The sequence below is a fragment of the Sphingobium agri genome, from assembly GCF_023051225.1.
GTDB lineage: Bacteria > Pseudomonadota > Alphaproteobacteria > Sphingomonadales > Sphingomonadaceae > Sphingobium > Sphingobium agri.
Window position 1 is genome coordinate 1132186 of record NZ_JALKHS010000006.1, and the last position, 25476, is coordinate 1157661.

Below are 25476 nucleotides of genomic sequence, written 5' to 3' on the forward strand. Positions count from 1 at the left end.
GAATGCCTTCATTTCGTTCAGGCGAGCCCTTGGACAAGCTCAGAGCGAACGGGGCTTTGTTGTTATACAGGCTGGGAGATACGGATGCAGATCTGGGCAGGCCTCGGCAATCCGGGCACCCAATATGCGATGCACCGGCACAATGTCGGCTTTATGGCGGCTGACGTCATTGCCGACATGTATCGCTTCTCCCCACCCAAAAAGCAGTTTCATGGCTGGGTGCAGGAAGGCCGCATCGGAACAGAGAAGATCGTCCTGCTGAAGCCCGCCACCTTCATGAACGAAAGCGGCCGTTCAGTCGGTGAGGCCATGCGCTTCTACAAACTGACGCCGCAGGATGTGACCGTCTTCCACGACGAGCTGGACCTCGCGCCGATGAAGGTGAAGGTGAAGCGCGGCGGTGGCAATGCTGGGCATAATGGCCTGCGGTCGACGGACGCGCACATCGGCGCGGATTTCCGGCGCGTGCGGATCGGCATTGGCCATCCGGGGCACAAGGACCGGGTGCATGGCTATGTGCTGGGCAATTATCACAAGAGCGAGATGGACGCACTGGCCGATATGCTGGGAGCGATCGGCGCGGAGGCAGAGTGGCTGGCGAAGGGCGATGACGCCCGCTTCATGAATGAGGTTGCGCTAAGGCTCGCGGACTGATCAGCAGAGACTGCGGGGAAAGTTATGAGTCCACGGCCCGCCGCCCTGCCCGCACGGTGAAATCTGGGCGATGCATTGCGCAAGGCAGCATCCAAGCGCCATAGAGGATACCTGACCTTCCACTTCTCAAGAGGATAAAGGTGATCCAGACCGTCGCCACCAAGCCTTTCAATGACCAGAAGCCGGGCACGTCCGGCTTGCGCAAGAAGGTCCGCGGTTTTCAACAGCCGCATTATGCAGCCAATTTCGTGCAGTCGGTGTTCGACAGCCTCTCCGGCTTTGAAGGCCAGACGCTGGTCGTCGGCGGTGACGGACGATACTTCAATCGCGATGTCATCCAGGTCGTGCTCAAGATGGCGGCCGCGAACGGCTTTGGCAGGGTGCTCGTCGGCCAAGGCGGCATATTGTCCACGCCCGCGGCATCGCACCTCATCCGCTCTTCAGGTGCATTCGGTGGCCTTGTGCTTTCGGCCAGCCATAATCCAGGCGGGCCGGACGAGGATTTTGGCATCAAATATAATGTAGGTAATGGCGGCCCCGCGCCGGAGAAAGTGACGGACGCCATCCACGCGCGGACGCTCTCGATCGACAGCTATCGCATCGTCGATGCCGGCGACATCGACATAGACACGCTGGGAACGCGTGAACTGGCCGGGATGACGGTCGAGATCGTCGATCCGGTCGCCGCCTATGCCGACCTGATGGAGCAACTGTTCGACTTCCCGGCCATTCGCGAGATGATTGCCGAAGGCTTCACCCTCTCCTTCGACGCGATGAGCGCGGTCACCGGCCCGTACGCGAAAGAGATTTTCGAGCGGCGTTTGGGCGCGCAATCGGGAACCGTGCGCAACGGCACACCCCTTCCCGACTTCGGCCATCACCATCCCGATCCCAACCTCGTCCATGCGAAAGAACTCTATGACCGCATGATGGGTGACGCCGCGCCCGACTTCGGCGCAGCATCGGATGGCGATGGGGACAGGAACCTGATCATCGGCCGCAATTGTTATGTGACGCCTTCGGACTCGCTAGCGGTGCTGGCGGCGAATGCCCATCTCGCGCCCGGCTACGCAAAGGGCCTCAAGGGCATTGCGCGGTCGATGCCCACCAGCGGCGCAGCGGATCGCGTGGCGGAAAAGCTCGGCATTCCGCTGTATGAAACCCCGACAGGCTGGAAATTCTTCGGCAACCTGCTGGACGCGGGCATGGCGACCATCTGCGGCGAGGAAAGCGCGGGGACAGGCTCCGACCATGTACGCGAGAAGGACGGCATCTGGGCGGTGCTGCTGTGGCTCAACATCCTGGCGTCGCGCAGGCAAAGCGTGGCGGAGATCATGCAGACGCATTGGGCGACTTACGGCCGCAACTATTATGCGCGGCACGATTATGAAGCCATCGCCAAGGATCGTGCGGACGCACTGATGGCTGCACTTCGCGACAAGCTGACTGCCCTCCCCGGCACGGCGAACAGCGGCGGCACGGTGCAGAGCGCGGATGATTTCGCCTATAGCGATCCGACCGATCAGTCGGTCAGCAGGAACCAGGGCATTCGCATCCTGTTCGAGGATGGATCGCGCGTCGTATTCCGGCTGTCGGGCACTGGCACCGAAGGCGCGACACTGCGCGTCTATATCGAGCGCTATGTGGACCGCCACGGCAAGCTCGACATGGAAACCGCAGACGCGCTGGCGCCACTGGTACGCGCGGCGCAGGAAATCGCGGATATCACCGGCTTCACCGGCATGGAGCAGCCGAGCGTGATTACCTGACAGACATAAAAAGTCACCGGAGGGAAATCGGATGGCAAGGGCGAGAGACTAGGGACGCCCCATGTTCCGACCTCGTCCTGCTGTTCATTTTTTCGGCGCTCTCTTGAGTGCCTCGACCCTTTTGCCCGGCGCTGCTGCACATGCGAAGACGGCCGAAGATGAACAGGTCTGGCTCAACCTGACAGCGATGGGGCCAGTGAGCGGAAAGCTCATCTATTTCGCCGAAATTCAGCCCCGCTTCGGCAATGGCGCGTCGCAAGCCGACCAGACCATCCTCCGAGGCGCGGTGGGGTGGAAGCTGTCGCCCGCGTTGTCCATCTATCAAGGCTACGGGCACATCGTCCTGCCGTCGCAGGGCGGGCGCGACGTTAATGAAGAGCGCAGCTTCCAGCAGATCAGCTGGACGACCGGCAAGCCGGGGGATGGCGAATTTTCGTCCCGAACGCGGCTGGAGCAGCGCTGGCGTTCGGACGGCAGCGGCATGGGATGGCGGCTGCGGGAAATGCTTCGTTATGAAAAGGCGCTGAAGCCCGGCAGCCAGGCGGTCAATGCACTGGTCTACGCCGAGGGATTCGCAGCGCTCAACAGCACGAATTGGGGGCAGCGGGCGGGCTTCGACCAATTGCGCAGCTTCGTCGGGGCAGAGGTCAAGCTGATGGGCAAATCCACCGCCGAGATCGGCTATCTCAATCAACTGATCAACCAGCGGGGCGGGAACGAGCGCATGAATCACGTCGCATCAGTGACGCTCTTCTTCCGGCGCTGAGCACAGGCTGGCCTTCGGACGCGGAACAGGCTATCGGCCCGGCCATCATTTTGACGTGAAGGCAGGTCCATGGGTTTTCGTTGCGGTATCGTCGGGCTTCCCAATGTGGGCAAGTCCACCCTTTTCAATGCGCTGACCGAAACGCAGGCTGCGCAGGCGGCGAACTATCCCTTCTGCACGATCGAGCCCAATGAAGGCCGCGTGGCCGTACCCGACGACCGGCTGCAGACCATCGCCAAGATCGGCGGCAGCGCCAAGATCATCGAAACGCAGCTGTCCTTCGTTGACATTGCAGGCCTGGTGCGAGGCGCGTCCAAGGGTGAAGGACTTGGCAATCAGTTCCTCGCCAACATCCGTGAAACGGACGCCATCGTCCACGTCCTGCGCTGTTTTGAAGATGGCGACATCACCCACGTCGAGGGCAAGGTCGATCCCATCGCGGATGCGGAGACGGTCGAGACCGAGTTGATGCTGGCGGACCTGGAAAGCCTGGAAAAGCGTGTCCCGAACTTCGCCAAAAAGGCGGCGCAGGGAGACAAGGAAGCCAAGGCGGCGGCGTCGGTATTGGGCAAGGCGCTGGACCTGCTGCGCGATGGCAAGCCCGCGCGGCTGACGCAACCCGGCGATGACGAGGAAGCTCGCATTTTCCAGCAAGCCCAGCTGCTGACCGCCAAGCCCGTTCTTTATGTCTGCAATGTCGAGGAAGAGGCAGCTGCGGAGGGTAATGCGCACTCCGCTCGCGTGTTCGAAAAGGCGGCGGCCGAAGGCGCGAAGGCAGTGATCGTATCCGCTGCGATCGAAGCCGAACTTATCACCATGCCGGTCGAGGAGCGTGCCGAATATCTGGAAGCTCTGGGCCTGACCGAAGCAGGCCTCGCCCGCATTATCCGCGCGGGTTATGAATTGCTGGGCCTCATCACCTTCTTCACCGTTGGTCCGAAGGAAGCGCGCGCCTGGACGGTCGCAAAGGGATCAAAGGCTCCACAGGCGGCCGGCGCGATCCATACCGACTTTGAAAAGGGCTTCATCCGCGCCGAAACCATGGCCTATGCCGACTATGTCCAGTTCAATGGCGAGGCTGGAGCCAAGGAAGCGGGCAAGTGGCGGTCCGAAGGCAAGGATTATGTAACCCAGGACGGCGACATCATGCTGTTCCGCTTCAACGTCTGACGTCGTGACGCTGCCGGCGGCTGTTAACGGACGAACTCCTTGACCTCCCGCCGCTTCCCTAACGGGCCGTTATCCGCCATACCGAGTATATGTCCGCAACGCTGACTTCAACTGAACCCGCCACCGGTGCACTGCTGTGGCAGGGAAATGCCAGCGATGTGGAGGCGGAGGTTGCGAGGGTCAGGGCGGCATGGCCATCCTGGGCTGCTCAGCCGATTTCCTATCGTATCGAGACGCTGCGCCGTTTCGTCAATGTCGTGCGCGCCAATGAGGAGGCGCTGGCGGACCTGATCGCGCGGGAGACCGGAAAGCCGCTTTGGGACGCGAGAACGGAAGTCACTTCCGTGATGAACAAGGTGGATATTTCGGTGGCCGCCTATTCGGAACGCACCGGCCAGCGGCGGCTGGAAGCGGCGATGGGTGCTCGCCAATCCGTCCGGCACAAGCCGCATGGCGTGATGGCAGTGCTTGGCCCTTATAATTTCCCCGCTCATCTGCCCAATGGCCACATCGTGCCTGCCCTGCTCGCCGGGAATGGCGTGCTGTTCAAGCCGTCGGAAAAGACGCCAGCAGTGGGCGAGATGCTGGTGCGCTTCTACCATGAAGCGGGCGTGCCGCAGGACGTCGTGCGACTGGTGCTGGGCGGGCCGGACGAGGGCAAAGCGCTTGCCGCGCATGAGGACGTCAACGGCATTCTCTTTACCGGTTCGGCCTCTACGGGACTGACGATCAATCGCCAGTTCGCCAATAATCCGGGCAAGATACTCGCGCTGGAAATGGGCGGCAACAATCCGATCGTCGTCTGGGATACCGGCGATATCGCCAGCGCCGCCGTCCTGGTCGTGCAATCGGCTTTCCTGTCGAGCGGTCAGCGCTGCACGGCCGCGAGCCGGTTGATCGTCAAGGACGAACTGGCCGATATGTTGATCGGCGAGGTCAAGAAAGTCGCCGATCGGCTGATCATCGATCATCCCCATGCCGATCCTGCGCCTTTCATGGGGCCGGTCATCGACAATCAGGCCGCGGACCAACTCACCGAAAGCTTCCTTTATCTGATGAGCCATGGCGGGCGGCCGATAAAGCATCTCGTCCGGCTGTCCGAAGACCGGCCTTTGTTGAGCCCGGCGATCATCGACGTGACCAACATGAGCGAGCGCCCCGACGTGGAGTTGTTCGGGCCCTTGTTGCAGGTGATCCGCGTTCCCGATTTCCCGGCTGCGATCGCCGAGGCGAATAATAGCCGTTATGGCCTTTCTGCATCACTGATCGGTGGATCGCCGGAGCTGTATAACCAATTCTGGGCGAATATCCGGGCGGGGATCGTCAACTGGAACAGGCCGACCAACGGGGCGTCATCGTCTGCGCCTTTCGGAGGTCAGGGTATTTCGGGCAATCACCGGCCGAGCGCTTATTATGCAGCGGATTATTGCGCTTACCCGGTTTCGTCGGCGGAGATCGAGCAGCCCCGAGCTTCGATCGGGATCGGGCTGAAGGAAGTGGATGTCAGTGGGATGGGAGATTGAGGTTCATCTCGCCGCTTCCGTTATTCTGACAGAAGCTGGGATGAAGAGGTGGGATAGTAAGGCCCCAAATTTTCCTTCGCCATCGGCAAAGCATTCTGAATTGAAACCGTTGCGCGCTTCCGCCATCTGCCCAGCATGGCCGAACAACTACCTGCTACCGTTTTTCTCGTCGGCGCGGGTCCGGGTGATCCGGAACTGCTGACGTTACGCGCTGCGCGGTTAATCGCGCAGGCGGATGTGGTCGTGCATGACGGGTTGGTGTCGGCCGAGATATTGGCGATGGCCTCGCCTGAAGCCGAACTGATTTCCGTTGCCAAACAGCGCAGCCGTCACTCGATGCCACAGGAGGGCATCAACGCCCTGCTCGTGGAACTTGCGCTTGCCGGACGCAGCGTCGTGCGGTTGAAGGGGGGTGATCCGTTCGTCTTCGGACGCGGTGGTGAGGAGATGGAGGCATGCCGCAAGGCTGGCGTGCCGGTCGAAATCGTGCCTGGCATCAGCGCAGCGATCGGCTGTGCGGCGCAGGCGCAGCTACCCCTTACCCATCGCGATGCGGCAAGCGCGGTGACCTTTGTTGCGGGACAATGCAAGGGGTTGACGGATCAGGACTGGTCAGGGCTCGCCGGTCATGGCCGCACGCTGGTCATCTATATGGGTGTGGCGACGGCGACCGACATCGCCGACAAGCTGATTGCCGATGGCGTATCGCCCGCCATTCCGGTCGCGGTTATGGAAAATGGCACGCGCGCGAACATGCGGACGTTCCGGACGCTGCTGGCGGACTTGGGCGACATGGTGGCGCGGGAACAGGTAAAAAGCCCGGCGCTGATTGTGGTTGGGGACGTTGCGGCTTACGCGCTGGCGCAGGATGTGCTGGCTGGCTTTGCTGCACAAATGAACAATGGGGCGGAGATGCATTCGTGAAGATTTTGACCGGGAATGACCTTGGCACCGGGGACGTGATCTGGTGGGCGGGCGATGGCTGGACCCGGCAGGTCAGCGAGTCGGTCGATGTGGGCGACCGGGGCGATGAACTGGCGCGGGCCGAGGAAGCGGCGCTACGCGTGGTCGCTCCTTATGTGATCGATGCAACCGTGACGGACGAAGGTGTGCGTCCCGCCCATATCAAGGATCGCATTCGCGCTCTGGGTCCGACCGTGCGTCCCGACCTCACGCTTAAACCGAACGACGCCGATGCCGGCAACTGGGTGATCTGACCATGTATCGTTATGACAGCTATGACCAGTCCATCGTGGATGCCCGCGTTGAGGAATTTCGCGATCAGGTGCAGCGGCGGCTCGCCGGGCAACTGACCGAGGATCAGTTCAAGCCGTTGCGGCTGATGAACGGCCTCTATCTGCAACTTCACGCCTATATGCTGCGCGTTGCCATTCCCTATGGCACGCTGTCCGCCAAGCAGATGCGCAAGCTGGGCGAGATCGCGCGCAAATATGACAAGGGCTATGGCCACTTCACGACGCGCACAAACCTGCAATATAATTGGATCAAGCTGGCCGACGCGCCCGACATTCTCGCCGAATTGGCGACGGTCGAGATGCATGCGATCCAGACGAGCGGCAATTGCATCCGCAATATATCGTCCGACCAATATGCGGGCGTTGCCGCCGACGAGGTGACGGACCCCCGCCCATGGGCCGAGCTGCTGCGCCAATGGTCGACCTTCCATCCGGAGTTCACCTATCTGCCGCGCAAGTTCAAGATCGCGGTGATTGCGGCGGAGGAGGATCGCGCGGCGATGCGGCTGCATGATATCGGCCTCAAGCTGATATCGCGCGATGGGCAAATCGGTGCGGAAGTCTATGCCGGTGGCGGCATGGGGCGGACGCCGATGGTTGCGCCGCTTATCAATGAGTTCGTCACCGAAGATGAGATCGTGCCTTATCTGGAGGCATGCCTGCGCGTGTATAATCGCTATGGCCGCCGCGACAACAAGTACAAGGCGCGGATCAAGATCCTGGTCCATGAATTAGGCGTCGAGGAATATAAGCGGCAAGTTGAGGAAGAGTTCGCACATATGCGCACGCTCGGCCTCAATCCGCCGCGTGAAGAACTGGCGCGTATCCGGCCCTTCTTCGCCAACCCGGCTTATGAGCAGGGCTTGAGCGAAGATATCGATCGCAGCGACCCGGCCTTCGCCCTCTGGGTGGACCGACAGGTCGCGGCACACAAGCAGCCGGGCTATGCGATCGTTAACATCAGCCTGAAGCCGCGCGGCGGCATTCCCGGCGATGCTTCGGCCGAGCAGATCGAGTTGGTGGCAGACCTGGCGGAACGCTATTCGCTGGACGAACTGCGCGTAACCCATGCGCAGAACCTTGTCCTGCCGCATGTGAAGAAGGCGGACCTTCACGCCATCTGGCAGAAGCTGGATGAGGCTGGACTGGCGGAGGCCAATCTGGACCTGATCGGCGACATCATCGCCTGCCCGGGCCTGGACTATTGCAGCCTTGCCAACGCGCGATCGATCCCGCTGGCGCAGAAGCTTTCGGAACGGTTCGCCGACGCAGGCCGCCAGAAGGAGCTGGGCGAGCTGAAGGTCAAGATTTCCGGCTGCATCAACGCCTGCGGTCACCATCATGCCGGGCATATCGGCGTGCTGGGCGTGGACCGTAAGGGCGTGGAGAATTTCCAGCTGTCGCTCGGCGGATCGGGTGCGCAGGATGCTGCCGTCGGTCAGATCACCGGCCCGGGCTTCTCCGAGGATGGCGTCGTGGATGCCATCGAGAAGGTGACGGACCTCTATCTCGCCGAGCGTCAGGAAGGTGAACGCTTCCTCGACACCTATCGCCGTCTTGGCATGAAGCCCTTCAAGGAGGCGATCTATGGTTGAGTTCCTGACTTTCCGCGACGGTGAAGCCGCGCAGGAACCCGCCGTGACGGTCGAATCCTTCACGGGCCAGTCCAATTCGACCGCCGTCAGGATCGAGGCGGGCGAGGATGCGCGCGAATTGCTGCCTTATCTCGAACGGCTGTCACTGGTCGAGGTGAACTTCCCCGCTTATGGCGACGGACGCGGCTATTCGGCGGCGCGTATCCTGCGTGAGGCGGGGTATCAGGGCGAGTTGCGAGCGGTTGGCGACGTGCTGGTTGACCAGTTGGTCGCGATGCGCCGCTGCGGCTTTGACAGCTTCCGCCCGGACAAGGCGCTGGACGACGCCGCCGTCGAGCGCGCCCTCAATCGCTATGCCGACGTCTATCAAAAGACCGTCGATGGCCGCAGCCCGGTTTGGGCGAAGCGGCACCCGGAGAGTATATATGGCTGAACCTGCCCGCCAGCTTGACGTAATCGACGCCCGCCCTGCCTTCACGCAGGCTGATGCCGACGCGCTGAACGCGCGTTTCGACGGCGTGGATGCATTGACGATGCTCAAGACCGTCTTTGCCGAAGGTCTGGCCGGCAAGGTGGCGGTTGTGTCTTCCTTCGGCACGGAAAGCGCCGTGCTGCTGGATCTGGTGGCGAGGGCCGACAAGTCGGTCCCCGTGATCTTCGTCGATACGCTCAAGATGTTCGCGGAAACGCTCAACTATCGCGATACGCTGATCAGCCGCATGGGCTTTATCAACAGCCGGTCGGTCACGCCGGATGCGGATGTTCTGGCGAAGAAGGACGAAACGGGCCTCCGCTGGTCCTACGACCCTGACGGCTGCTGCGATATTCGCAAGGTCGAGCCGATGAACCGCGCCAAGCAGGGGCTGGATGCGTGGATTTCAGGGCGCAAAGCTTTCCAGTCAACCACGCGGCAGAACATGCCGCGGTTTGAGGTGGAAGACGGCCGCCTGAAGATCAATCCGCTGGGCGACTGGACGAAGGACGATCTGGAAGCCTATTTCGCCGAGCATGACCTGCCACGCCATCCACTGGAAGCGCAGGGTTATCTGTCTGTCGGTTGCGAGCCATGCACGTCGAAGGTGCTGCCAGGTGAAGACCCGCGCGCAGGACGCTGGCGCGGTTGGGACAAGGTGGAATGCGGCATTCACTCGCCCGTGACGCCGATCCCCGCGCCCTCGGTTGATCCAGAGGACCCGGCCAACCAGCCTGTGTTCTGATGGCCTGAGCTGAATCGATCACGGCATCTCAGCGGAAGCTCGGATATCGTGAGGCGTGGTCGCGGTCTTAGGCCAGAGATGCCAGCTTCCGCTGGCATGACGGGTGATGATCGACGTTTCAGCGAGATTTCTTTGGTGAGATCACGCCGTTCGCTGCCAGCTTAAGCGGCGCAATCCTGCCGTCGCGGAGATAGTGGACGTCGAAGATCACGCTCTGCCGAAATAGCGGCGTGGTGCCTTCCTGCGACTGATCGTTGCAGGCGAAAAACCAGCGGCCGCGCCATTTGAAGAAGGAGCCATGACGGTCGAAGTTCAGCCAATTTTTCGGTTTGAAACCGGGCGGTGGCGCATAACGGCCGCGCATGGAGCTGTCGTTGAGGAAGGACGGCTCCACATTTTCGGGCAGCAACAAGGGACCCTTGCATTGGAAAGGACCATAGGGCGAGGTGCCGATGCCGTAATAGGTGCCCCAGGATAGATAATAATATTTCCCGCGCCGATGCAGGAAAGGTTTGTCGTCGGTCTTACCCCGACCATAAGGCCCTTCAGGATCGGCGATCGTGATCCGGCGCGGGGTTTCGGCAAGCGAGATCATGTTGTCGGAGAGGCGCGCGATATAAAAGTCATAGGTGCCAAAGACGATATAGCTGGTGCCGTCAGCCTCTTGTAATATGCCGGGGTCGCGCGTTTCGGTGGGAACCTGACCCTTTGCGATCAGCGCCTTGCCCAATGGATCGCGCCAAGGCCCTGCGGGCGCGTCGCTGACGACCACGCCAATATTTTCAGGCCCCATGGAGAAATAGAGATAATATTTGCCATTGCGCCGGATGGCGTCAGTGGCCCAGCAATGGTTGCTTGGCTTGCCGAAATAGGTTTGTTCCGGGCGCAGCGTTCCTTCATGAGACCAGTTGACGAGATTGTCGCTTCGCCAGATCTGCCAATCCTTCATCGTGAAAGTGCGGCTCGTGGGGCTGGCGTCATGGGTGGCATAGAGCCAAGCTACGTCATCGAAAATCCGGATTTGCGGGTCGCAGACCCCCATCGGCAGGCGCAGCGGATTGCCCGTATATTGTAGCCGCGAGCCTCTGCCAGCTTCGCGCGCCCAGGCTGGAGCAGCGGACCAAGCGCTTGCAAGAAGGGGCAAGGTAAGAGCGCGACGCCGGGAGATGATCACTGCTATGTCCTTATAAGCGATTGGCAGTTCTTAGGATACTGCATAATCGAACGGTTCCGTTCAGTCGAGCGCCATGCGGTTACTCCTGGCATAAAGCCATCCACGCGACGAGCATAATGGCGCATGTGCAGGAATGGCGATACTGTGGCCGCTTCAGTCGTGGGAAAGGGGACCAGCGTGGCGATCGAACTCAAAATATTGGCTTGGAGCTGCGTACTCCTGTTGGTCCATATCTTTGCAGCGGGGCATTTCAAAACCAAGCAATATGGGTCGAAATGGAATATGGGCGCGCGCGATGAGACGCTGCCGCCGTTGGAACCCGTCGCCGGACGGCTGGTGCGCGCGCAGGCGAACTTCCTTGAGACTTATCCGATCGCCATCGTCGCGTTGCTCGGCGTGGTGCTAGCAGGGCGGACGAGCGACTTGACTGCAATCGGCGGATGGATGTGGCTCGGCGCGCGGATCGTCTATCTTCCGCTTTACGCCTTTGGCGTGCCGGTCATCCGGACGTTGGTCTATATGGTAGGATTGATCGGGCTGGTGCTGGTTTTGCAGGCGCTCATTGCAGGTTGAGCGCCCTCCCCCGGCCGTTCGAAGCAGGCCGGACCGGAGGACAGGTCACTCATAATCACCCATGTAGCCGCCGTCCGCGAGATCGGAGAAGCGGGTAATCTTCGCGTCGAATTTCATGCGGATGCGGCCAGTCGAGCCGTGACGCTGCTTGGCGACGATCAGTTCGGCGAGGCCGTAGATCCGCTCCATCTCCTGCGCCCATTCAAGATGCTCGCTGCTCTCCTTGTTCCCCGGTTCTTTCGCCGCGACATAATAATCCTCGCGGAAGACGAACCAGACCATGTCGGCGTCCTGCTCGATGGAGCCCGATTCACGCAGGTCGGACAGCTGCGGCCGCTTGTCCTCGCGCTGCTCGACGGCACGGCTGAGCTGGGAAAGCGCCAGAACCGGAACATTAAGTTCCTTCGCCAACGTCTTGAGACCACGGGAAATTTCCGAAATTTCCTGCACGCGGTTATCACTGCCCCGCCCGCTGCCTTGCAGCAGCTGAAGATAGTCGACGATGACGAGGCCGATGTCATGACGCCGCTTCAATCGGCGCGCGCGCGTGCGCAACGCAGCGATCGTCAAGCCCGGCGTGTCGTCGATGAACAGCGGCAGTTCCTGTAGCTCCCGTGCGGCGCGGGACAGGTTCTGGAAGTCGGCGCGGCTGATCTTGCCCATGCGAAGCGCTTCGCCGCTAATGCCCGATTGTTCGGCCAGAACACGCGTAGCGAGCTGATCGGCGGACATTTCCAGACTGAAGAAGGCGGTCTTCGCACCCATATTCTTTTCCGGTGGGATGCCGTCCGCATGGTCGCGCATCCAGCGAGACGCCGCATTATAAGCGATATTGGTGGCGAGCGAGGTCTTGCCCATGCCCGGACGCCCGGCGAGGATCATAAGATCCGAATTGTGGAGGCCGCCGATCTTTTCGTTGAGGCTGGTGAGGCCGGTGGTGATGCCGGAAACGTGCCCGCCACTGTTCAGCGCACGCTCGGCGACCTGGACCGCCATGGTGGTGGCAGTCGCAAAGCTCTTGACCGATCCGGTTTCTCCCTCACCTTCCGAGACTTTGTAGAGCGCGACTTCCGCCTGCTCTATCTGTTCGCGTGGGTTGACATCTTCGCTCGTATCCAGCGCATTTTCAACGAGTTCCCGGCCAACATTCACAAGCTGACGAAGAAGAGCAAGGTCGTATATTTGGGTTGCAAAGTCACGCGCGCCGAGAAGCGCGGCGCCATTCCCCGTCAATTGCGCCAGATAGCCGACGCCGCCCAACTCCTTGAGCGCCGGGTCCTGTTCCAGCAGCGGCTTGAGCGTGACGGGGTTGGCGACCATGTCCCGCTCGACCAGCTTCATGACCGCTTCGTAGATGCGGCCATGCAAGGGCTCAAAGAAATGCTCGGCCTTGAGCTTGAGCTGGATATCCTCGGCGATGCGGTTGTCGATCATCAGCGCGCCAAGCAACGCCGCCTCAGCCTCCACATTGCGGGGGAGTTCAGGCATGCCTGCTTCCATGACAGGGTTCATTTGCACCAATTCGACCATCCCCCCTCATCGCGCCAGCAGCCCGGCTGCGCAAGGGGCAAGCTATGGCAGATCCTGCAAAGCTGTGGAGAACTCCCCCTTGCTTTTCAACGGCCGCGCAAGCAGGGACTAGGGGCCCATGACCGACCCGCGCATCATAGACATCACGCTTGACGAGCGCACGATCCTTTGGCGCAACGCGGACGTCGAGCAGGAGCGGCGGATCGCCATCTTCGACCTGCTTGAAGACAATTATTTCGCACCTCAGCGCGTCCACGGCGATGGCTATGGCGGGCCTTATCGGGTGCTGCTGCGCGTCGAGGACGGGCGGCTGGTGATCGAAATCAAGCGGGAGGATGGCGAGCCGCTGGAGGCGATCATCCTGGGCTTGGGCCGGTTCCGCCGACCGATCCGGGAATATTTCGCGATCTGCGACAGCTATTACCAGGCGATCAGCAACGCTTCGCCCCAGCAAATCGAAACGGTGGACATGGCGCGCCGCGCCATTCACAATGACGCAGCGGAAATGCTGATCGAGCGGCTGGAGGGCAAGATCAAGGTCGATTTCGACACGGCACGACGCCTGTTCACGCTGATCTGCGTGCTGCACATCAAGGGGTAAGGGGACATTCGCCAGCATTCTTCAGGCCAGTTTCTGGTCCGCATCCTTGCGGGCACGGCTGTCATCGCCCTGCTGGCGGCGGGCGCGTGGGTCTATGCCTGCCGCTGGGCGCCGGGGCGCGATGTCTATCCGGTTCAGGGTGTGGCGGTAACCGCCGACGGGGGCGCGATCGATTGGGGCACCTTGGCCGCCAATGGCGTTGATTTCGCTTATATCCGCGCGGCAAAGGGCAAAGACGGCCGCGATCCTGCCTTTGCACGGAACTGGTCTGCGGCGCGATCGTCAGGGCTGCGTTATGGCGCGGTGTTGGATTTCAGCCTGTGCAGCCGGGCTGCAGGTCAGGCGACACGTTTCATCACGACCGTGCCGCGCGACAATGCCGCCCTACCCCCGGTGATCCGGCTGGACTTCGATCCGACCTGCGCGGCACGACCGGGACGGGACGCGGTGTTGTCGGAACTCAATACGCTGGTCAACCTGGTCGAGAGCAATGCCGGAAAGCCCGTCCTCCTCAACATCTCAAAGGCTTTCGAAGAGGAATATGACATCGCTTCGGGCATAAACCGGACGCTGTGGCTGGACGGCAATTTCTTCCCGCCAGACTATGCCACCCGGCGATGGGTGATGTGGACGGCGAATGACATGCGCCATATCGATGGCGTCGATGGTCCGGTGAGATGGGGCGTGGTAGCGCCATGAGCATGGAAGCGGATGTCGAAAGCTTGATCGAGGCCGCGCGCGCGGCGCGGGGCAATGCCTATGCACCATATAGCCGCTTTGCCGTCGGTGCTGCGGTGCGGTTAGCTGGCGGTGAGATTATCGTCGGCGCGAATTTCGAGAATGCGAGCTTCGGGCTTTCGCTTTGCGCGGAAACGGTGGCTGTTGCGGCGGTGAACGCGCAGGGACGGCTGGCCGACATGGAAGCCATCGCGGTTGCCGGAGGCGACGCGTCACCGGTGACACCCTGCGGCCGGTGCCGTCAGATCCTCAATGAAGCAGAGCAGGTAGCCGGACGGCCGATCGCGATTTATTGTGCCGCTGCCAATGGCGAGTCCTTTGCTCGCCACAGCGTCACCGAACTTCTTCCTTTCTCATTCAGTCCCAACGACTTGGGACATGTTCCTCCCAGCAAGAGCTAAGAAAAACCATGTCGATTTTGTCCGATAAGTGGATCCGCGAGCAGGCCATGTCCCATGGAATGATCGAGCCGTTCGTGGAAAATCAGCGGCGGGATGGCTGCATCAGCTATGGCCTCTCCTCTTATGGATATGACGCTCGGGTCGCGGACGAGTTCAAGATCTTCACCAATGTCGACAGCGCGGTCGTGGACCCGAAAGACTTCGCGGCGAACAGCTTTGTCGACCGCAAGACAGAATGCTGCATCATTCCGCCCAACAGCTTTGCGCTCGCCCGGACGGTCGAATATTTCCGGGTGCCGCGCGACGTGCTGGTGATCTGCCTTGGCAAATCCACCTATGCGCGGTGCGGCATCATCGTGAATGTGACGCCGCTTGAGCCCGGCTGGGAAGGCCATGTGACGCTGGAATTTTCCAACACCACGCCGCTGCCAGCGAAAATCTACGCGAATGAAGGGGCGTGCCAGTTCCTGTTCCTCAAGGGCAATGAACCGTGCGAGGTCAGCTATGCTGATCGCGCTGGCAAATATATGGGGCAGCAAGGCGTCACATTGCCTCGACTCTGAACGCTGTGCGAGGATGGAGCGCGATGTTTAGATTTTTCCGCGCCAGATCGCAGCCTACGCCGTCGTTCGTGCCGGATATCGGTTCGGACCGGCGGGTCTATGCAATCAGTGACATTCATGGGCGGCTGGACCTTTTCGAGCAGTTGCTGGAACTGATCGAACAGGATGATGGGGCTCGCGCTCCCCTGCCCTGCCATCTCGTCCTGCTTGGCGATCTGATGGATCGCGGTCCGCAGTCCGCCGCAGTCATCGAGCGCGCTATGGCGCTCGCTGGTGCTTCGCGCAACGTCCACCTGATCAAGGGCAACCATGAGGAAGTGTTCGTTGGCGCCGCGCGCGGCAGTGCGCAGTTCGCGGCCTATTGCCGCCGTATCGGCGGGATAGCAACGCTGGAGAGCTATGGCCTGGAGCCCGGCATCGGGGCAGCGATGACGGATGGCGATATGGCGTCATGGATGCTGCGGCATGTGCCGCGCGAGCATGTCGATTTCCTGGACGCCTTTGAAGATAGCCTGGTCATGCGCGATTACCTTTTCGTTCATGCCGGGATCAGGCCAGGACTGCCGCTGGAAGAACAGGAAGCAGCCGACCTGCGCTGGATCAGGGCGGAATTTCTGCATGACCGGCAGCCCCATCCCTACATGGTCGTTCATGGCCACAGCATCACCACTGAGGTTGATGAGCAGGCAAATCGGATCGGCATAGACACGGGCGCCTGGAAGAGCGGCAAGCTGACAGCGATCGGTCTTCAAGGCACCGATCGCTGGCTGCTGCAAACCTGAACTGAAGCTACCGCCATCCGCTGGCCCGGGCGGCAGCTTCCTGCGCGGCGTCGGCAGGAGCGCCTTCCATCAAGGCATCTATCGTTGAGGTGACCCGTTCGTCTGTCGACGAAGCTTGACGATACTCCGTAGATCGAGACCCGGCGGGGACCAACTGCTCAACCTGCCACCCGTCCGCTTCCCGGCATGCGACGCCCGACATAATGCTGCCTTCGAAGCTGCGGCACCACCCGCCGCCTCGCCGTTTGAAGCTTAGGCCGATGTGGATGGGCGCGTCTTGTTGAACAGAGGCAAGCTGGGTTTCCAGCGCCGAGGCGAGGTCGCCTTTCGCCATCATGACGCCATTGCTCAATCCTATCGGCCCAGTTGGACCATCGGACATGCGGCCTATTCCAAGGCCGAGCACAAGGCTTGCCGCGATTGCGCCGCCTATCCACAGTTTCCGCTGCCGGGGTGCTGATGAGTGGCCGATCGGGATGATCTTGCCGCTTTCTTCAAGCAGGGCCCGCATGCCCGGTGGAACCGGCTCCGCCTCGACCGGCGCATAATGGCCAGAGAGGCGTTCCCGCAACCGGCGGTGCGTCTCAAGCCGCTGAGCGAGCGCCGGATCTTCCGCGATGGCGCGGTCGACACGGCGGCGGCTCACTTCGTCCAATTCTCCGTCAACCCAGGCGATCAGCATGGCTTCGTCGATGTCAGTCATGCCGCTTCTCCCAACAGTTCGATAAGGGCTCCGCGACCGCGGACCAGACGTGACGTCAATGTGCCCATCGGGACGCCTAAGATTTCGGCCGCTTCCTTGTAGGACAGCCCCTCCACGAGGACGAGGGCAATGGCTTCCCGCTGTTCGTCGGGAAGTGCCTGCATGGCCCGATCGACATCGGAGAGGGTCATATGAGCTTCCACGTCATGGTCCCCCGCATAGCCGACATTCTGCCCGGCTTCTTCAGGCGCAAAGGTCCGCAAAGCACGTTGACGCGAACGGCCTTCATCGATCCAGAGATTGCGCATGATACGATACATCCAGCTGTCCAACCTTGTCCCCGGCTGCCATTGGTCGCGCGCCCTCAGCGCTCGTTCCAGCGCAGCCTGGCAGAGATCGTCCGCATCGGCGCGATCCCGCGAAAGGCTGACGGCGAAGCGGCGTAGCCGGGGAAGGATCGCCAACAGATCGCTCTCAAACGACATCCGTTCTCCATCTCATGTTCAGGGATGAAACGGCTGGCTTCGCGCGTTTCATCCCAGACGAGTTGGATATAGCGGAAATTAATTCGCGATGGGTCATGATGAATGCGAAAGGACAGGGGGCTTTGCTCCCAGGCCCTGCGAGGGTGAAGAGATTGAGATGAAGATGCATCGTTCCTTGATCATTGTTGGGTTTCTGCTGACGGGCCCGGCTGCTCAGGCGCAATTGCTGCCGTCCCCCGGTGGCGCATTGGGTTCGATCGACAATGCCGTTCCCCAACTGCTTGATAATGCCGATCGCGCGTTAGATCGTGGCGGACTGGATCGGCTTTCCCCGGCCAGGCTTGCGGAGCGCCTGGTGGCAGAAAGGACAGCGCGGATTGCTGACCTGCTCCGGCGGCATCGTGACAGCGTCGAACTGGACGACAGGCAGGAAGTGGCACGGCGTGGCGTCGTCCTGCTGATGGGGGCAAGTCCAACAAGCATCGAAGCGCTTCGTCGCGCGGGATATTCTGTGGCGAGCGATACTGTCGAAGGGATCGGCCTGCCGCTCGCACGGCTGACGATACCGGCTGGCCGGAGCCTTGCCAGCGCGCTGAAGCAGGTCCGGTCCATCGCGCCGGAAGCGGAGGCGAGCGCGGACAATCTCTATTTTCCCGGAGGTGCCGCACCAAAATTGAAAGGAGCGGCTCTGGCAGGCGGCTCCAATGTAACATCGCCTGCCGCCGGAATCATTGACGGGGGCGTGGCCCGCCACGCGTCACTCCCCGGCGCGATCGAGCAGCGCGGCTTCGCACGGGGCGCCCCCCGGGCCAGTGCACATGGTACGGCCGTGGCATCCCTGATCAGCGGTTCGGGCGCCATCCGGGGGGCAGCGCCGGGCACGCCGCTTCTGGTGGCAGACGTCTATGGTGACGATCCCGCCGGCGGCAGCGCATTTGCGATCGTACGCGCGCTGGGATGGATGGCTGCGCGTGGGGTGAAGGTGGTGACGGCAAGTTTGGTGGGTCCCAGCAACCCCTTATTGGCAGGCGCGATCCGTCTTGCGCGGGACAAGGGGGTCAGGATCGTGGCTGCTGTGGGCAATGACGGCCCGGCTGCGCCTCCCGCTTATCCGGCATCCTATCCCGACGTCGTGGCTGTAACTGGAGTTGATGGCCGGGGCCGATTGCTGCCGGAAGCGGGCCGCGCTCGGCACGTCGATTTCGCAGCGCCTGGTGCCGACATGTATGCGGCCCGCGCCGATGGCGGAAAAGGCCGGGTTAGAGGGACTTCTTTCGCGGCGCCCCTCGTTGCAGGACGGCTGGTGGCGAAAGGCAGCTTGAATGGGCTGATCGCCGAAGCGAAGGCGGGACCCAGCAAAGCATTCGGCCATGGCATCATCTGCGGCGAATGCAGAAATAATAATTGATTTTCAGTTACTTGTAGAATTTATCCAGGCACCCGGGATTAAGTCGCATCGCGATCGCGTTCTCCTGTCATCGGATCGACAACGAACAAGGAGACGATCGATGAAGAAGACAATCATTCTTGCCACGGCTTGCCTTGCCGCCCTCACCGCGGCTCCTGCGTCTGCTCAGCTGCTTGGCGGCGGAGGCGGCTTGGGTGGAGGCCTTGGCGGCACCTTGGGTGGCGTTGGCGGATCGCTGGGCGGAACATTGAACGGCTCGGGCGGCATTGGCATTGATCGCAGCGTTGACCTCAACAATGGCCGCGTGTCGGCTGGCGGGTCGGGCTCGGGCCGCGCCGACGGTGCTGCTGCTGGGTCAGTCAGCCGCAAGGGCAAAAGCCGCGGCGCAAATGCTTCGGGCTCTGCCAGCGGATCGGCAAGCGGCAGCCTGACTGCAGACACGTTGGGCACCAATGACGTGGCCAATGCCGTCGGCGGTATTCGCGATGGTGCGAGCCAGACGGCGGGCGCCGTGCGAGATCGTGCGGTCACCGCTGGCGCGGCGGCGCAGGGACAGGCAAGCGCAACGGCCGACGCAGCGCGCAATCGGGCCAGCGGCGCCGTTAATGGTGCAGGATCGGCGGCTGGCGACGTTGCCGGGGCAGCCCAATCCAGCGCCGCGCCACCTGCTGGAAGCAGCGGTGGCGCTCTGAATGGAAGCGCCGCGCTGAATGCCACGGGGCAACTGTCTGGAAGCGGACAAGCCGTGGGCTCCAGTGAAAGCCCGTCTTCCAATCAGGCGGACAATTGACCCCTAAGGGGCGGTTCCCCCACCTGAGGCTTTAAGCCCTTTCCTCCGCCCCTAATTCGCCTGACATGGAAGGGCCGGTGATCCACAAGGATCGCTGGCCCTTTTCCACATGGTTCGGGGCGGACGTGAGCGCAGTACCAATGCAAAGGCCGGCGACCGTTATGGATCACCGGCCTTTTTCAGCAGCTAGAAAATATTGGTTCAGGCGACTTTGGTCGCAATCTCTTCCGCCTCATCAGGATCGCGCAGCACATAACCGCGGCCCCAGACGGTTTCGATATAATTGTCGCCACCGCAAGCGAGCGCCAGCTTCTTGCGCAGCTTGCAGATGAAAACATCGATGATCTTGAGTTCAGGCTCGTCCATGCCGCCGTAAAGATGATTGAGGAACATCTCCTTGGTCAGCGTCGTGCCCTTGCGGAGCGAAAGCAGCTCCAGCATCGCATATTCCTTACCGGTCAGGTGGACGCGGTTGCCATCGACTTCCACGGTCTTGGCATCGAGATTGACGGCCAGCTTGCCCGTGCGGATGACGGACTGCGAATGCCCCTTGGAGCGGCGGACCACGGCGTGAATCCGCGCGATCAGTTCTTCGCGATGGAAAGGCTTGGTCACATAATCGTCGGCACCGAAACCGAAGGAGCGAACCTTGCTATCCATCTCCGCGATACCAGAAAGGATGAGAACCGGCGTCTGCACCTTGGCGGCGCGAAGCTTTTTCAGCACGTCATATCCGTGCATGTCCGGAAGGTTCAGGTCGAGGCAGATGATGTCGTAGTCATACAGCTTGCCCAGGTCGAGCCCTTCCTCGCCAAGGTCGGTAGTGTAGACGTTGAAGCCTTCGGTCGTGAGCATGAGCTCGATCGCCTTGGCCGTGGTCGGTTCATCTTCTATTAGCAGAACGCGCATATTGAAGCCCCTGTCCTTGCAGATCCCGTCAACCCCTAAGAACGGCGTCTGCTCCAATTCATTAACCAAAAAACTTCTGAAGGACAAAGGTTAATTTTTCGCTAACCCGCAGAAATGCGCGAGTCGCGGGAATTTGAATCTATTTGCAAAGATTTGCCGGTGAAGTGATTCATTTTGAGTCAAGATGGATTCACCTGCGCAACGAACCCTAGCAGCCATGATGGCGAGTAATATAATCAAGCAGCGCTTCAACCCGCGCGGGGCGCAAACGCGAGGGTGGCGTGACCAAGTGCAGACCGAGGGGCGGAGGTCTCCAATCGACCAGCACCTCCTGCAATTCGCCTGACGCGAGGCCATCGCTGACGATGAAGTCGGGCAGCCGGGCGATACCTATCCCCGCCTTCAACGCGGGCAGCATCGCGTCACCGCTATTCACGGTAATGCGCGCCCTGACCTGGATCACGACATTCTGCTGCCCCGGTCCAGAGAAACGCCAGACGTCAGGCGTTGGGGCGTTGGAATAGCAAAGACAGTCATGGGCGCCGAGGTCGGAAGGATGGGTAGGACGTCCCCGCTCCGCGAGATAGGAAGGCGAGGCGATGACGTGAAGCTTGACGTCGCCCAGCCGCCGTGCCCGCAAAGAGCTGTCCGGCATATCCGCGATACGAAGAGTGGCGTCGAGCCCCATCTCGACCATATCGATCCGCGCGTCTGAAAGGTGAAGATCAACATCGACGGCAGGGTGAAGCTTGGCAAACTCGGCAATCAGAGGCGCGATGCGGAGAAGCCCGAACGTCATCGGCGCGCCCAGCCGGATGGTGCCGGACAATTCGGCCGTGTCTTGCCGCGCCGCCTCTTCGGCGGCTTGGCCCTCTTCCAGAATACGGGCAGCATGGGCGGCCAGACGCTTTCCGCTTTCCGTCAGTGCAAGGCGGCGGCTCGTGCGGTTGAACAGGCTGGTTTCGAGATGCTGCTCAAGGCGCGTGACGGCTTTTGAAACCGTCGCTTTCGATACGCTGAGGGCCTTTGCAGCGTCAGTGAAGCTGCGATGCTCAACGACCGCAGCGAACATCGCCCAGGCTTCGAGATCAGGAAGGCGCATAAAGGAAACAATCCGTTTCGACACTGCCGATTTAAGAAACAATCCTTATCGCTAAATAGGTCGAAAGCAAGCGGGAATGGTTACCCGCCAAGGAAAGGCACAGCAATGAACACCACCGCAGCAAGCCGCATCGAACGCCGTCCCTTCGACAGCCTCGGCCATGCCGACCATGGGTGGCTGAATGCCCGCCATCATTTTTCTTTCGCCAATTATCTTGATCCCGATCGCATGGGTTGGGGCGCGATCCGCGTATGGAACGATGATGAGATCGCGGGGAACACTGGTTTCCCCCCCCACCCGCATCGCGACATGGAAATTATCACCTATGTCCGCAAGGGCGCGATCACGCACCAGGACAGCCTGGGCAACAAGGGACGCACGGAAGCAGGTGACGTCCAGGTGATGAGCGCAGGCACCGGCATCCGTCACTCCGAATATAATCTGGAGGACGAGACGACCACCCTGTTCCAGATCTGGATCATCCCCAAGGCGCAGGGCGACGCCCCGAGCTGGGGCGCGAAGCCCTTTCCCAAGGACGATCGCTCCGGAAAGCTGGTGGTGCTCGCCAGCGGCTATGCCGAGGATGAGGAAGCACTCCGCATCCGTGCGGACGCCCGGTTGCTGGGCGGGACGGTGAAGGCTGGCACGAGCGTCACCTACGAAAGCGTTGAGGGACGCCACCTGTATCTCGTTCCCGCGACGGGGCGCATCGAAATCGATGGCCAGACGTTCGAAGCACGCGATGGAGCTGCGATCCTGGGCGGGCAGCCCATCACGATCACCGCGATCGAGGACAGTGAAATCGTGTTGGTAGACAGCGAATAGGCTCCGCTGTGGAGCCTTACGGCCGCCCGCACTGCTCCACCCCCCCTGGCGTGGCGGGCGGCCAAACCCCTCAAGAAACCTTTTTCCGTTCAATGCATTAACAAGATTGGAGACTCGTCATGGCAAAGGTGCTGGTCCTCTATTATTCGTCCTACGGCCATATCGAAACGATGGCCAAAGCCGTGGCGGAAGGCGCGTCCGCTGCTGGAGCGCAGGTCGATATCAAGCGCGTGCCGGAAACGGCCCCGCTGGAAGTCGCGCAGAATGCCGGGTTTAAGCTCGATCAGCAGGCTCCGATCGCGTCCGTCGCTGAACTGGCCGACTATGACGCGATCATCATCGGCACCGGCACGCGCTTTGGCCGTATGTCGAGCCAGATGGCGGCGTTCCTGGACCAGGCCGGAGGGCTGTGGGCCCGAGGTGCGCTGAACGGCAAAGTCGGCGGCGCCTTTACATCGACCGCCAGCCAGCATGGCGGGCAGGAGACGACTTTATTCTCGATCATCACCAACTTGCTGCATTTCGGCATGGTGATCGTCGGATTGGATTATGGCCACACCGGCCAGATGGGCGTCGACAAGGTTCGCGGCGGCGCACCCTATGGCGCGACGACCATCGCGCATAGCGATGGTAGCCGCCAGCCCGACGAGGATGAACTGGAAGGTGCCCGTTATCAGGGCAAGCAGATCGCGGAGACGGCTATCAAGCTGCACGGCTAGACATTTGCTGCACTCCCCCTCTCGGTGCAGCGGTTGAGCCTTGGGTGCAAGGCGCAACATTGGGGCCGGTGCACGGGATGGGTGCGCCGGCCCCTTTTTTTCAGAGGAAGAGGCGGCGAGCTGCAGGGGTGGCGCGCAGCAGATAATAGATGCCGGTCGGCAGCAGCAACGCATTCAGCAGCAGCCAGGGTTCATCGAGATGCGGCGAGAGATAGTGGATCACCGCGACATGCAGATACATGATGACGAGCGACGCCCTCCCCACCGCCGCCAACCAACCGCCATAGGGCGCGAGATGGACGGATATGCGAAAGATCAGCACCGATGTAGCGACCGCCGAAGCCAGCGAGAAGATGGGCAGACCATAATCGGCCGCCTTCATGTTGAGCGTGGGGAGCAGTCCTGACAATCCCGCCAGCCCGATCCCGCCCAATGGCAACCACATCCATTGCTTCCATTGCACCAGCTGCCACGCCGCACCCACCCACAGCAGCACGAATGCCATTGGAACGGTGAGCAATCCCAGCAAAGAGGCTTTCGTCATCTCTCCCACCGCATATGCGCACACAATTGCGGGAATGATCGTGATCAACCATCGGCGGTCCAGCGGATCTGACCAGCGGGAAAGCAACGCATTGAAAAGGATGCGCGAGACCATCAGGCAAGGCACGAACCAGAATATGGTATAGGGCCCGCGTAGCCATGACCCGCCGAGCAGGATCGGCAGGAGATCCTCTGGCCATTGGTTGAAAATGGGCCGCTGCCCCTTCATCGGCTCGATGATCTGATCCGCGACAATCAGCAGTGCGAGGAACGCCGCATAGGGGCGCATCTGCGACAACAGTTGCCGCAGCGCGAAACGTTCAGGCGGCTGTGGCCGGGACAGCATGCCGGAGAGCAGGAAAAAGAGGGGCATGTGAAAACTGTAGAGCGCGTCCCGGAAAGGGCCTTTGGTCCAGACATGCCCTGCGACAACGGCGATGATGCCGACGCCGCGCGCGACATCGATCCATTCGAGCCGACCGCCACCCTGCGCCTGTTGCCGCCGTGCGGACTTTTGCTGGACCTCGTCCCCCCTGTTCTCCATGGCTACCACGACCTATAGGACGCAGGCCGCGCGTCAATCTTTCCAACTGCTTCGGGAATCACTCCTTGTCCCTTTTGCATGACCGAGTTCTCTTCATCGATGGTGAAGCCATCATCCTCGACAAGCCTGCCGGACTGCCGGTCGACGCGCCGCGCGACGGTTCGTTGAGCCTGGAGAACCATCTCTCATCGCTGACATTCGGTTTTCAGCGCTGGCCACTGCCAGTGCATCGGCTGGACCGGGACACGAGCGGTTGCCTGTTGCTGGCGCGCAATCCCAAGGCGCACAAACGCTATGCTGCCGAGTTCGAGGCGGGCACTGTCAGCAAGCGCTATGTTGCGGTCCTGGACGGCGTGCCGGAGCCAGATAGCGGCGTCATCGAGCTTTCGCTGAAGAAGGTCAGCAGCGCTGCAAGGGGATGGCGAATGATCGCAGCGAACGACGGCAAGTCAGCCGTGACCGAATGGCGCAAACTGGCGGTCAAGGATGGGCGCGCCATGGTCATTTTCACGCCGCGTACCGGCCGGACTCACCAGATCCGATCGCATGCCTTGCATGGCCTTGGCTTCGGCATCGCCGGGGACCCGGTATATGGCAGGGGCGAAGGACCGATGCTGCTGCACAGCCGTTTCCTCAGCATCCCGCGCGGGAGTAAAGCCCCGGCGGAGGCGACCGCTCCCCTGCCCTCTACCTTCGCGGCGGCGGGTTTCGGGCCGGAGTATCTGGACGATGCCGGACTTTGACATTCCCGAAGAAGCGCTGGAGGAGCGTTTCATCACTGCCGGCGGTCCCGGCGGGCAGAATGTCAACAAGGTCGCTACGGCTGTTCAACTGCGGGTCCATCTATACCGGCTGGGATTGCCGGTGCATGCATATCGGAAAATGAAGGAACTGGCGGGGTCGCGCCTGACCTCCGGCGGAGAGATCGTCATCCAGGCGTCGCGTTTCCGCACGCAGGAGGCCAATCGCCAGGACGCCCGCGAACGGCTGGCCGAGATGATTGCGCAGGCCTACAAGCGCGATGCGAAACGGATCGCCACGAAACCGGGCAAGGCGGCCAAAGCGCGCCGCGTCGACGCCAAGAAGGCGCGCAGTTCAGTGAAACAAGGCCGTGGCAAGGTGCGGCTGGATTGAGG

The 25476-nt window shown here is 61.4% G+C and carries 29 protein-coding genes; 22 read left to right on the forward strand and 7 right to left on the reverse strand.

Annotated elements, in window-relative coordinates:
• The first annotated feature begins 84 nt into the window (after positions 1-84).
• The 10 genes from pth (at position 85) to MU848_RS08895 (ending at position 9950) form a co-directional block, all read left to right on the forward strand.
• The gene (pth, locus tag MU848_RS08850) at positions 85-654 is read left to right on the forward strand and encodes an aminoacyl-tRNA hydrolase (protein WP_097091470.1); all 570 of its coding nucleotides are present in this window, start codon (positions 85-87) and stop codon (positions 652-654) included.
• 140 nt (positions 655-794) lie between these two features.
• Positions 795-2423 (forward strand): alpha-D-glucose phosphate-specific phosphoglucomutase, encoded by a 1629-nt coding sequence (locus MU848_RS08855; RefSeq protein WP_247231228.1) that lies wholly within the window; start codon positions 795-797, stop codon positions 2421-2423.
• Between the two features lie 61 nt (positions 2424-2484).
• Positions 2485-3189 carry a DUF2490 domain-containing protein gene (locus MU848_RS08860; protein ID WP_247231229.1) on the forward strand — a complete coding sequence of 235 codons (705 nt, stop codon included), beginning with the start codon at positions 2485-2487 and terminating at the stop codon, positions 3187-3189.
• 69 nt (positions 3190-3258) lie between these two features.
• On the forward strand, positions 3259-4359 hold the full coding sequence (ychF, locus tag MU848_RS08865; RefSeq protein WP_097091467.1) for a redox-regulated ATPase YchF: 1101 nt from the start codon (positions 3259-3261) through the stop codon (positions 4357-4359).
• Positions 4360-4448: 89 nt separating this feature from the next.
• Complete coding sequence (gene astD / locus MU848_RS08870; RefSeq protein ID WP_247231230.1) at positions 4449-5882, forward strand: succinylglutamate-semialdehyde dehydrogenase; 1434 nt, start codon at positions 4449-4451, stop codon at positions 5880-5882.
• Between the two features lie 135 nt (positions 5883-6017).
• Positions 6018-6806, forward strand: coding sequence for a uroporphyrinogen-III C-methyltransferase (gene cobA, locus MU848_RS08875; RefSeq protein ID WP_247231231.1), 789 nt, complete (start codon positions 6018-6020; stop codon positions 6804-6806).
• Positions 6803-7099: a DUF2849 domain-containing protein gene (locus MU848_RS08880; RefSeq protein ID WP_247231232.1), complete on the forward strand. Its 297-nt coding sequence runs from the start codon at positions 6803-6805 to the stop codon at positions 7097-7099. The genes cobA and MU848_RS08880 overlap by 4 nt, the downstream gene beginning before the upstream one ends.
• A 2-nt stretch (positions 7100-7101) precedes the next feature.
• Positions 7102-8733: a nitrite/sulfite reductase gene (locus MU848_RS08885; protein WP_247231233.1), complete on the forward strand. Its 1632-nt coding sequence runs from the start codon at positions 7102-7104 to the stop codon at positions 8731-8733.
• A complete protein-coding gene (locus tag MU848_RS08890) occupies positions 8726-9166 on the forward strand; it encodes a DUF934 domain-containing protein (protein WP_247231234.1) in 441 nt (146 codons plus the stop codon). Before MU848_RS08885 ends, MU848_RS08890 begins: the two co-directional genes overlap by 8 nt.
• Positions 9159-9950 carry a phosphoadenylyl-sulfate reductase gene (locus MU848_RS08895; protein WP_201513761.1) on the forward strand — a complete coding sequence of 264 codons (792 nt, stop codon included), beginning with the start codon at positions 9159-9161 and terminating at the stop codon, positions 9948-9950. The genes MU848_RS08890 and MU848_RS08895 overlap by 8 nt, the downstream gene beginning before the upstream one ends.
• 118 nt (positions 9951-10068) lie before the next feature.
• On the opposite strand, the gene MU848_RS08900 is transcribed toward MU848_RS08895, so the two are convergent.
• A complete protein-coding gene (locus tag MU848_RS08900) occupies positions 10069-11124 on the reverse strand; it encodes a family 43 glycosylhydrolase (protein ID WP_247231235.1) in 1056 nt (351 codons plus the stop codon).
• Positions 11125-11301: 177 nt separating this feature from the next.
• Here MU848_RS08900 and MU848_RS08905 point away from each other — a divergent pair, with 177 nt between their 5' ends.
• Entirely contained in the window at positions 11302-11697 is a 396-nt protein-coding gene (locus MU848_RS08905; protein WP_247231236.1) for an MAPEG family protein, read from the forward strand.
• Positions 11698-11742: 45 nt separating this feature from the next.
• Here the strand turns inward: MU848_RS08905 and MU848_RS08910 are convergent, their stop codons facing one another.
• Complete coding sequence (locus tag MU848_RS08910; protein WP_097091459.1) at positions 11743-13227, reverse strand: replicative DNA helicase; 1485 nt, start codon at positions 13225-13227, stop codon at positions 11743-11745.
• 118 nt (positions 13228-13345) lie between these two features.
• On the opposite strand from MU848_RS08910, the gene MU848_RS08915 reads away from it, so the two are divergent.
• From MU848_RS08915 to MU848_RS08935, 5 genes are read left to right on the forward strand one after another with little or no spacing between them, the layout of a single operon-like run.
• On the forward strand, positions 13346-13828 hold the full coding sequence (locus tag MU848_RS08915) for a UPF0262 family protein (RefSeq protein WP_247231237.1): 483 nt from the start codon (positions 13346-13348) through the stop codon (positions 13826-13828).
• Positions 13829-13870: 42 nt separating this feature from the next.
• Positions 13871-14527 carry a GH25 family lysozyme gene (locus tag MU848_RS08920; RefSeq protein WP_247231737.1) on the forward strand — a complete coding sequence of 219 codons (657 nt, stop codon included), beginning with the start codon at positions 13871-13873 and terminating at the stop codon, positions 14525-14527.
• The gene (gene cdd / locus MU848_RS08925; protein ID WP_247231238.1) at positions 14524-14967 is read left to right on the forward strand and encodes a cytidine deaminase; all 444 of its coding nucleotides are present in this window, start codon (positions 14524-14526) and stop codon (positions 14965-14967) included. The genes MU848_RS08920 and cdd overlap by 4 nt, the downstream gene beginning before the upstream one ends.
• 8 nt (positions 14968-14975) lie before the next feature.
• Entirely contained in the window at positions 14976-15530 is a 555-nt protein-coding gene (gene dcd, locus MU848_RS08930) for a dCTP deaminase (RefSeq protein ID WP_097091455.1), read from the forward strand.
• Positions 15531-15553: 23 nt separating this feature from the next.
• Complete coding sequence (locus MU848_RS08935; protein ID WP_247231239.1) at positions 15554-16312, forward strand: metallophosphoesterase family protein; 759 nt, start codon at positions 15554-15556, stop codon at positions 16310-16312.
• Positions 16313-16319: 7 nt separating this feature from the next.
• Here the strand turns inward: MU848_RS08935 and MU848_RS08940 are convergent, their stop codons facing one another.
• Together MU848_RS08940 and MU848_RS08945 are read right to left on the reverse strand one after the other, a co-directional pair.
• Entirely contained in the window at positions 16320-17015 is a 696-nt protein-coding gene (locus MU848_RS08940) for an anti-sigma factor family protein (protein WP_247231240.1), read from the reverse strand.
• Positions 17012-17500 (reverse strand): RNA polymerase sigma factor, encoded by a 489-nt coding sequence (locus MU848_RS08945; protein WP_097091452.1) that lies wholly within the window; start codon positions 17498-17500, stop codon positions 17012-17014. Before MU848_RS08945 ends, MU848_RS08940 begins: the two co-directional genes overlap by 4 nt.
• A gap of 157 nt (positions 17501-17657) precedes the next feature.
• Here MU848_RS08945 and MU848_RS08950 point away from each other — a divergent pair, with 157 nt between their 5' ends.
• Together MU848_RS08950 and MU848_RS08955 are read left to right on the forward strand one after the other, a co-directional pair.
• Positions 17658-18908: a S8 family serine peptidase gene (locus MU848_RS08950; protein WP_201513755.1), complete on the forward strand. Its 1251-nt coding sequence runs from the start codon at positions 17658-17660 to the stop codon at positions 18906-18908.
• Positions 18909-19008: 100 nt separating this feature from the next.
• Positions 19009-19698, forward strand: a complete 690-nt coding sequence (locus MU848_RS08955; RefSeq protein ID WP_247231241.1) for a hypothetical protein — start codon at positions 19009-19011, stop codon at positions 19696-19698.
• A 201-nt stretch (positions 19699-19899) separates the two neighbouring features.
• Here MU848_RS08955 and ctrA read toward each other — a convergent pair whose 3' ends face one another.
• Both ctrA and MU848_RS08965 read right to left on the reverse strand, forming a co-directional pair.
• On the reverse strand, positions 19900-20607 hold the full coding sequence (gene ctrA / locus MU848_RS08960; RefSeq protein WP_097092755.1) for a response regulator transcription factor CtrA: 708 nt from the start codon (positions 20605-20607) through the stop codon (positions 19900-19902).
• Between the two features lie 208 nt (positions 20608-20815).
• Entirely contained in the window at positions 20816-21709 is an 894-nt protein-coding gene (locus MU848_RS08965; RefSeq protein WP_247231242.1) for a LysR family transcriptional regulator, read from the reverse strand.
• Between the two features lie 105 nt (positions 21710-21814).
• Between MU848_RS08965 and MU848_RS08970 the strand changes: the two genes are divergently transcribed.
• Positions 21815-22534: a pirin family protein gene (locus MU848_RS08970; protein ID WP_247231243.1), complete on the forward strand. Its 720-nt coding sequence runs from the start codon at positions 21815-21817 to the stop codon at positions 22532-22534.
• Between the two features lie 119 nt (positions 22535-22653).
• Positions 22654-23253 carry an NAD(P)H:quinone oxidoreductase gene (gene wrbA / locus MU848_RS08975; RefSeq protein WP_247231244.1) on the forward strand — a complete coding sequence of 200 codons (600 nt, stop codon included), beginning with the start codon at positions 22654-22656 and terminating at the stop codon, positions 23251-23253.
• Between the two features lie 100 nt (positions 23254-23353).
• Here the strand turns inward: wrbA and MU848_RS08980 are convergent, their stop codons facing one another.
• Complete coding sequence (locus MU848_RS08980; RefSeq protein WP_247231245.1) at positions 23354-24340, reverse strand: acyltransferase family protein; 987 nt, start codon at positions 24338-24340, stop codon at positions 23354-23356.
• Positions 24341-24405: 65 nt separating this feature from the next.
• Between MU848_RS08980 and MU848_RS08985 the strand changes: the two genes are divergently transcribed.
• Together MU848_RS08985 and arfB are read left to right on the forward strand one after the other, a co-directional pair.
• Complete coding sequence (locus tag MU848_RS08985) at positions 24406-25083, forward strand: RluA family pseudouridine synthase (protein WP_247231246.1); 678 nt, start codon at positions 24406-24408, stop codon at positions 25081-25083.
• Positions 25070-25474 carry an alternative ribosome rescue aminoacyl-tRNA hydrolase ArfB gene (arfB, locus tag MU848_RS08990; RefSeq protein WP_097091444.1) on the forward strand — a complete coding sequence of 135 codons (405 nt, stop codon included), beginning with the start codon at positions 25070-25072 and terminating at the stop codon, positions 25472-25474. The genes MU848_RS08985 and arfB overlap by 14 nt, the downstream gene beginning before the upstream one ends.
• The last annotated feature ends 2 nt before the right edge of the window (positions 25475-25476 follow it).